General features: G+C 67.8%; 7 protein-coding genes. 1 reads left to right on the forward strand and 6 read right to left on the reverse strand.

Going from position 1 to position 7,080, the window contains the following annotated elements:
• The 6 genes from N5D45_RS22450 to N5D45_RS22475 form a co-directional block, all read right to left on the reverse strand.
• Nucleotides 1-384, reverse strand: a 384-nt coding sequence (locus N5D45_RS22450) for a DUF2147 domain-containing protein (RefSeq protein WP_279939651.1), incomplete at its 3' end; no start/stop codon positions are given.
• A gap of 365 nt (nt 385-749) precedes the next feature.
• Entirely contained in the window at nt 750-1,154 is a 405-nt protein-coding gene (locus N5D45_RS22455) for a VOC family protein (protein ID WP_057504302.1), read from the reverse strand.
• Nucleotides 1,151-2,221: a serine hydrolase domain-containing protein gene (locus tag N5D45_RS22460; protein WP_057504301.1), complete on the reverse strand. Its 1,071-nt coding sequence runs from the start codon at nt 2,219-2,221 to the stop codon at nt 1,151-1,153. The genes N5D45_RS22455 and N5D45_RS22460 overlap by 4 nt, the downstream gene beginning before the upstream one ends.
• Before the next feature lie 16 nt (nt 2,222-2,237).
• Nucleotides 2,238-4,178, reverse strand: a complete 1,941-nt coding sequence (locus N5D45_RS22465) for a DUF885 family protein (RefSeq protein ID WP_279939652.1) — start codon at nt 4,176-4,178, stop codon at nt 2,238-2,240.
• 94 nt (nt 4,179-4,272) lie between these two features.
• Nucleotides 4,273-5,058: a queuosine precursor transporter gene (locus N5D45_RS22470; RefSeq protein ID WP_049437362.1), complete on the reverse strand. Its 786-nt coding sequence runs from the start codon at nt 5,056-5,058 to the stop codon at nt 4,273-4,275.
• The gene (locus N5D45_RS22475) at nt 5,055-5,750 is read right to left on the reverse strand and encodes a DUF502 domain-containing protein (RefSeq protein WP_005414135.1); all 696 of its coding nucleotides are present in this window, start codon (nt 5,748-5,750) and stop codon (nt 5,055-5,057) included. The genes N5D45_RS22470 and N5D45_RS22475 overlap by 4 nt, the downstream gene beginning before the upstream one ends.
• A 76-nt stretch (nt 5,751-5,826) precedes the next feature.
• Here N5D45_RS22475 and N5D45_RS22480 point away from each other — a divergent pair.
• On the forward strand, nt 5,827-7,080 hold a 1,254-nt coding region (locus N5D45_RS22480), incomplete at its 3' end, for a hypothetical protein (RefSeq protein WP_279939653.1).

Genomic DNA, 7,080 nt, shown 5'->3' on the forward strand with positions numbered 1-7,080 from the left:
CCTGGTTCCGCCGGGCTGCAGTTCCATCTTCGACTTGTAGGTCTTGCCATTGGCCGGATCGAGGATGGTGCCGCCGGACCACTTGTTGGCGCCGTCGGCCTTCAGGTTCCAGAGGATGGTCATGCCCTTCACCGGCTTGTTCCTGTTGGCGCCTTCACAGCCGTCACAGACCGGGTTCGGGCCCTTGTCCGAGTGCAGGATGTCGACCACCTTGCCGGTCAGGGTGCCGTTGGCGGCCTGGGTGATCTCGACGATCGACTTCACCTTGCCGGTCTTGTCGTCGATGGTCTTCCAGCGGCCGGCGGCGCCATCGGCGGCCTGCGCCGAGAGCGCGGCCAGGCACAGCGGCAGTGCCAGCAGCAGGGTCTTGAAGGTCTTGCGCATGGTCCCCTCCCAGGGTTCATTCCGGCACGGTGCCGGTACGGGTCGACTGTATACCCATTCGGCGGGGTATGGGGAAGGGGGGGGCTTTGCGGGGCTGCGCCCTGCACCCGCAGAGGCAACGGCAACAGCAACGGCGGGATTCCGTGGGATGGCGGGGCGGGTCCGTTTGCGGGGGGCGCTGCAAGTACGTCCCTGTAAGCTCGGTCGCCGCATCCATGCGGCTCACGCCCCCGCAAACGGACCCGCCCCGCCTTCGACAGAGTCCTGCGATCTGCCGGAATGGAACGGCCTGCTCTTGGTGGGTGTCGACCTTGGTCGACACGTAGATCCATGCCGTGCATGGATGAATCACGATTGAAAAACGCTCAACCGACTTCGTACAGCTCCAGCGGCAGGCCATCCGGATCGGCGAAGAAGGTGAAGCGGCGGCCGGTGTACTCGTCCACGCGGATCGGTTCGCAGGCGACGCCATGCGCGGCCAGGCGCTGGATGAAGGGTTCCAGTGCAGCCACCCGGAACGCGAGGTGGCGCAGGCCCTGGGCTTCGGGGCGGCTGGGGCGCGGCGGTGGCGAGGGGAAGGAGAACAGTTCCAGCTGGCCGCCGTCGGGCAGGGCCAGGTCCAGCTTCCAGGAGTCGCGCGCGGCGCGATGGTTCTCGGCCAGCACGCGCAGGCCGAGGATGCGCACGTAGAAGTCCTTCGAGCGTGCGTAGTCGCTGCAGATCAGCGCAGCGTGGTGGATGCCCAGCAGGGCGTAGGAACCGGGGGTCATTGCAGGGTGTCCAGCCAGCGCTGGGCGATCTTCTGCGCCAGCGGATAGGGTTCGGGATCGTTGCGGTTGGTCAGCACGATCACGGTCAGGTGCTTTTCCGGGTGGCGCACGATCACGTTGCGGAAGCCGATGCTCTCGCCGCTGTGCCATTGCACCTGGCCGTTCAGGCGCCAGCCGAAACCGTAATGCGGCACGTCCGGTTCCGATGTGGTCGTGGCCGGGCTGAACATCGCCCGGCGCGAAGCTTTCGACAGCAGGCGGTCGTCATACAGCGCGGCGTCCCAGCGGGCGAGATCGTCCAGCGAGGAATAGATGCCGCCGTCGCCGAGCACGGCGCTGGTGGTGCTCTGGTCGGTGCGCTGCCAGCGGCCGTCGATCCGGCTGTAGCCATAGGCGCGTGCGGCGACCGTGTCCACGCCGTCCTGGTGGGCCACGGTATGCGCCATGCCCAGCGGGCGGAAGATGCGCTCCTGCAGGAAGGTCGCGTAATCTTTCCTGGACGCGCGGCCGACGATCAGTGCCAACAGCGCGTAGCCGCTGTTGCTGTAGCGGTACTGCGTGCCGGGTGCGAAATTCAGCCGGTTCTCGTGCGACAGCAGGGTCAGCACGTCGGCGTCATGCACCTGCCGAGGGTCAGCTGGATCCATCAGGTCTTCGTAGTCGATCAGGCCGCTGGTATGCGAGAGCAGCTGGCGGATCGTGATGGCCGCCGCTGCCGGCGGCAGCTCGGGCAGCCACTGCCGGGCAGTCTGCTCCAGCCCGAGCCGGCCGTCTTCCACCAGCAGCAGCACCGCCGCGGCGGTGAACTGCTTGCTGACCGAGGCCAGCCGGAAGTTGCTTGCCGCGGTGACCGCAGTACCGTCTTCCACTACCGCCAGGCCGTAGCCGCGACGGAACACCGGTTGCCCGTCGTGCAGTACCAGTACCGCAGCGCCGGGTACCTGACCGTCGTAGGCCTGCATCAGGCCGTCGATGCCCGCATCCGGTGGAGTCAGCACCGGTGCGGCGCCGCCCGCCACTGGCAGCAGGCCCAGCACGACGGCGAACAGGGCGACGGCAGCGCGCATGGCGGCTCCGGAGGGGTCAGGGGGAAGGGGCAGGTGTGGCGCTGGCGGGCTGCGCCATCCAGCGTTCCATCTTGCGGTCCAGCACGTCCAGCGGCATCGATCCGTCCTTCAGCAGTTCGGCGTGGAAGCGGCGCAGGTCGAAGGCGGCGCCCAGACGGCTCTTGGCCTTGTCGCGCAGGGCGACGATGGTGGTCAGGCCGGCCACGTTGGACAGCGCCTGGCCGGGCTGGGCCATGATCCGCTCGACTTCGGCGTTGGCGTCGTCACTGCTCATGTCCACGGTCTTCTGCAGGTAGGCCACGGCCTGCTGCTTGCTCCAGCCCTGGGCGTTCACGCCGGTGTCGGCCACCACGCGGGCAGCACGCAGCAGGCGCGAATACAGGTAGCCGATGCGGTCGTAGGGATCGGTGTAGATGCCGAGGTTCTCACCCAGCGTTTCGGCATACAGGCCCCAACCTTCGACGAAGGCGAGGTCGCCACCGAGGCGGCGGAAACGCGGCAGCTTGGCCAGCTCCTGCTGCAGTCCCAGCTGCACATGGTGGCCGGGGATTGCTTCATGCAGGTACTGCACCGGCACGTTCCAGCGCTTGCGGCTGGGCAGGTCGCGGGTGTTCACGTACAGCACGCCCGGTTGCCCGGCCGCAGACGGCTGGTAGGCCGCTGCTGCAGCCGTCAGCGCACGCTCCGGTTCCACTGCGCGCACGTCCAGCGTGGACTTGGGCAGGGTATCGAGCACCTGCGGCAGGCGTGCGTTGACCTGCTGCTGCACCTGGCGGTAGCGGTTGATCAATGCGTTGGCGTCACCGTACTGGAACTGGCGATCGTTGCGCATGCTGCGCAACAGCTTGGACGGCGTGCCACGCAGCTTGGCATCCTTCATCACGGTGGCGATCTGCGCCTGCAGCTCCTGCACGCGCTGTTCGCCCAGTGCGTGCAGCTGCGCCGCGGTCTGGTCGCTGGCAGTGGTCTGCACGATCAGGTTGGCGTACCAGGACTGGCCATCGGGCAGTGCGCCCAGGCCGCTGCTGGCGCGCGTGGCCGGCAGGTATTCGGTGGCGATGAATCCGCGCAAAGCACGGTAGGCCGGCATGATGCGCAGCTCGATCATGCGCTTGTATTCGGCGCTGATGCGCGCCTTGTCCTCGGCCGCGATGGTGTTGGGCATGGTGCGGATCGGCGACCAGAAGATGCTCTCTTCAGCGGTTGGCTTGATCACCGCATCCAGCTGCGGCAGCACCTTCTCCATCAGGTCGCGCGGCTGCACCACGCCGGCCTTCATGCCCTGGCGCATGTTGTCGATGGCCTGGTCGAACAGCTCGGGAATGCCCAGCGAGCGGCGCGACCAGGTGTCGTAGTCCTGCACGGTGTTGAATGGCTGTGCGCCGGCTCCCGCGCCGAGGATCGCCATGATGCTGCCGACGTTGTAGTACTGGCTGATCGGCATCATCCAGCTTGGATAGCGCTCGGCGGCCAGCGATGCGCGCGCGTCGCGCACGAAGATCTCGTAGCTGAGCAGGTCCTGGCCCTGCAGGCCGTCGCTGCCGAGTTTCTCGACCTTGCCCAGCCACTCGGTGGTGAAGTCGTGCGATTGCTGGCGCCATGCGGCGGACAGGATGTTGGGCAGCTGGTCGTTGTAGCGGGCCTCGCCCTGGAAGGTTGCCTGCAGCGGATTCAACCGCATCGAGGCATCCCAGTATTCGTCGTACAGGCGCTCCAGCTGCACCTGCTTGGGCACGGCCCGGGCCGCTGCGACCGGACGCGGCGCGGCGCGGCGCGCCGAACTGCCACGGGCCGGCGCGGTGGCGCGGGCGGGCCGGGCCTTGGGCTTGGCGGCCTGGCGGGTCTGCGCGGCGGCAGGGCGGCTGGCCTTCTTCTTCGCTGCTTCGGCCGACGGCACGGCGCTGAACAGGAACAACGCGGCGATGGCGACGGCCAGGGCGCGGGTGGGATGCGGCATCAGGAGCTTCCGTGGAACACAGACCGTGGAGCTTGCACGATCCGGCCGCGTACGGCCAGCGTGAAGGCGCAGTCAGCTTTCCGCTGCTGGGGCTTCAGTCAGCCGCAGCGGCAGCCCGCAACGATGCGGCCCGCTCGGCACCCAGATAGCGGGTGATGGCACGCCGCATCAGGTACAGCAACGGAATCAGTGCGATCGCAAAGCCCATCTTGTAGATGTAGTTGACGCTGCTGACCGCCAGGAACAGCGAGGTCGGCCAGTGTTGCGGGCCCAGCACGAAGGCGATCCAGATCACCACGAAGCTGTCCACCACCTGCGAGATCGCGGTCGATCCGGTCGCACGCAGCCACACGTGGCGCTCACCGGTCGCCTGGCGGATGCGATGGAACACGGCCACGTCGATCAGCTGGCCGAGCAGGAAGGCCACCAGCGAACCGGCGATGGTCCACATGCCCTGGCCGAACACGGCTGCGAACGCGGCCTGGTAATCGGGCACGCCGTGGCCATCCATCGACGTGACCCACCAGCTGGCCGGCGCCAGTGAAATGGCGGCGAAGGCGAACAGGAAGCCGTAGCCGATCAGCACCACCGCCAGCCACGAGATGAAGCGCACGCCGCGCTTGCCGAAGAACTCGTTGATGGTGTCGGTCATGATGAACACCACCGGCCACAGCAGGGTGCCGGCGGTGAAGCTGAGCGAGCCGGTCTGGCCGAACAGGTTCCAGTTCAGCGGAGCGATGCCGAGGGTGTCTTCCAGCGCGAAGATCTTCACCCCGATCAGCTCGGCCAGCACCGCATTGCCGCAGAAGAACGCGGCCAGCACGATGAACAACAGGACCGCGCGGTCCTGCAGCGGGCGCTCGATCGGCGCCGGGGTCATTCGGTGCGTTCGCCGGTGCGTTCGCCGGCGCGGGTGAACGGCACGCTGGACGGCGCCACGGCACCGCCGGAAATGATGAAGCTCATGGCCTGGTCGACGGTCCAGTCGGTCGGGGTCAGCAGTTCCACCGGCACGATTTCCAGGTAGCCCGAGGTCGGGTTCGGCGTGGTGGGCACGTACACCGCAGCCAGCTCACGGTCGGTGCCGTGTTCCTTGATCACGCGGGTGACCAGGCCGACCGATTTCATGTCGCGGTGCGGGAAGTCGATCAGCACCACGCGCTGGGTGCTGCCCGGCTCGGTCTGCAGCATGTCCAGCAGCTTCTTGGCACTGTCGTAGATGATGCTGGCCAGGGGGATGCGCTTGATGACCGCGCCGACCCAGCGCAGCAGGCGCTGGCCAAGCACGCGGCGACTGGCCACGCCCACCGCCAGGATCACCAGCAGGGTGGCCAGCAGGGCGATGGTGTCCTGGATCCACTCGGCGCGGACCCAGCCCAGATAGTGCGGGAAGCTGGTTGCGATCTGTTCGGACAGCGGCACCACCAGCGGGCTGGAAATACCCGACAGCAGCACGAACACGAACTTGACCACGACCCAGGTCAGCCAGATCGGCAGCAGGGTGAGCAGGCCGGTCAGGAACAGGCGCTGCAGGGAGGGGCGGGGGACCAGGGCGGGGGCTTCGAGCGACATGCGCGCATTGTAGCGGTCACTGCAGGTCGATTACGCTGGGAAATCGACTGCGGCAACGGCACATGGAAGGGAAGCTGTGTTGAAGATTCTGCGCGGACTGGGCTGGACCCTGGCAGGCCTGCTGGTGCTGGCCATCGTGGTGTGGTGCGCCTCGCGCATGTGGCCGGTACCCGAATCGCGGCTGCAGGCGCAGCAGCGACTGGAAGCACGCCTGCCGGCGACCGGGCACAACGGTTATGCCTTGTTGTGGACGCTGCCATTCGACGACCTGGATGCCCAGCAGCGCGAGCAGGCGCTGGCCGAGGATGTACGGCGCTGGGAGGCCGACCCACACGGTGGAGGCGGCGGCCGGACACACCTGGTGGCCAACCATGCCGAGCTGCACTCGCGGCCCGGTGCCAGTTGCGGGCCGGCCGCCAGCGGCTGTCTCGTCCAGGTCCGCGCGGACCCGCAACGCTTCGTGGAGGCCCACGCCGGCCACCAGCAGTTGCATGCGCGGCTGGATCAGCTGGCCGAAGCGGACTACTTCATGTCGCCGTTCCCGCCGAAGGGCGAGGGCATTCTGGTCCCGTTGCCGGCCTATGGCGTGGTGATGGACGCCACCAGCGCACGCGCGCTGGCGTACGTGCAGGGCGATATCGACGGTGCTCTGCGAGGTGCTTGCCGTGGCCTGCAGCTGGGCCGGCGGCTGGTGCCCGGCAGCAGTTATCTGGTCGAGAGCATCATCGGTGCCAGCCTGGTGCAGGCCAATGCCCAGCTGCTGGCCGACATGCTGGTTGAACTGCCTGCCGACCATCCGTTGCCAAGGGAATGCGAACAGGCGCTGCAGCCGCTGCGGGCCGAAGAGCAAAGCCTGTGCCGGGCAATGCAGGGCGAGTACGCGATGAGCCGGGCGGCGATCGAGACATCGGCGCGGGAGTTCGGCGGCGTGCTGGTGCTGGATCGCAGCAGCACCCTGGCCCGTGCGGCCGGCAATCTCGGCTGGGCCTGTGGCGCGGCAGCCACAGCGGCACTGGAAGTGGATCGCCCGTTGCCAGTGCCGGCGCCACCGCAGCATGACTTCGGTTGCCTGTCGAACGTCATGGGCTGCGTGCTGACCGATATCGCCGCGCCGATCTATCCTGCCTATTCGTCACGGCCACAGGATGCTGCGGCGATGGTGCGGCTGCTGGGGGCGCAGCGTTGGCTGCGGCAGCAGACGGATGATCCGGTGCACGCCCTGCAGCGGCTGCCGGCGCAGTTCCGCTCGCCGGTGCGGTCGCCGCGGCTGTCCGCCGATGGCCACCATCTGCAGGTGCCGCGTCGTTCGCCGCCGCGTGGCAACGCTGAG

This window comes from Stenotrophomonas sp. GD03819, from assembly GCF_029841665.1.
Classification (GTDB): domain Bacteria; phylum Pseudomonadota; class Gammaproteobacteria; order Xanthomonadales; family Xanthomonadaceae; genus Stenotrophomonas; species Stenotrophomonas geniculata.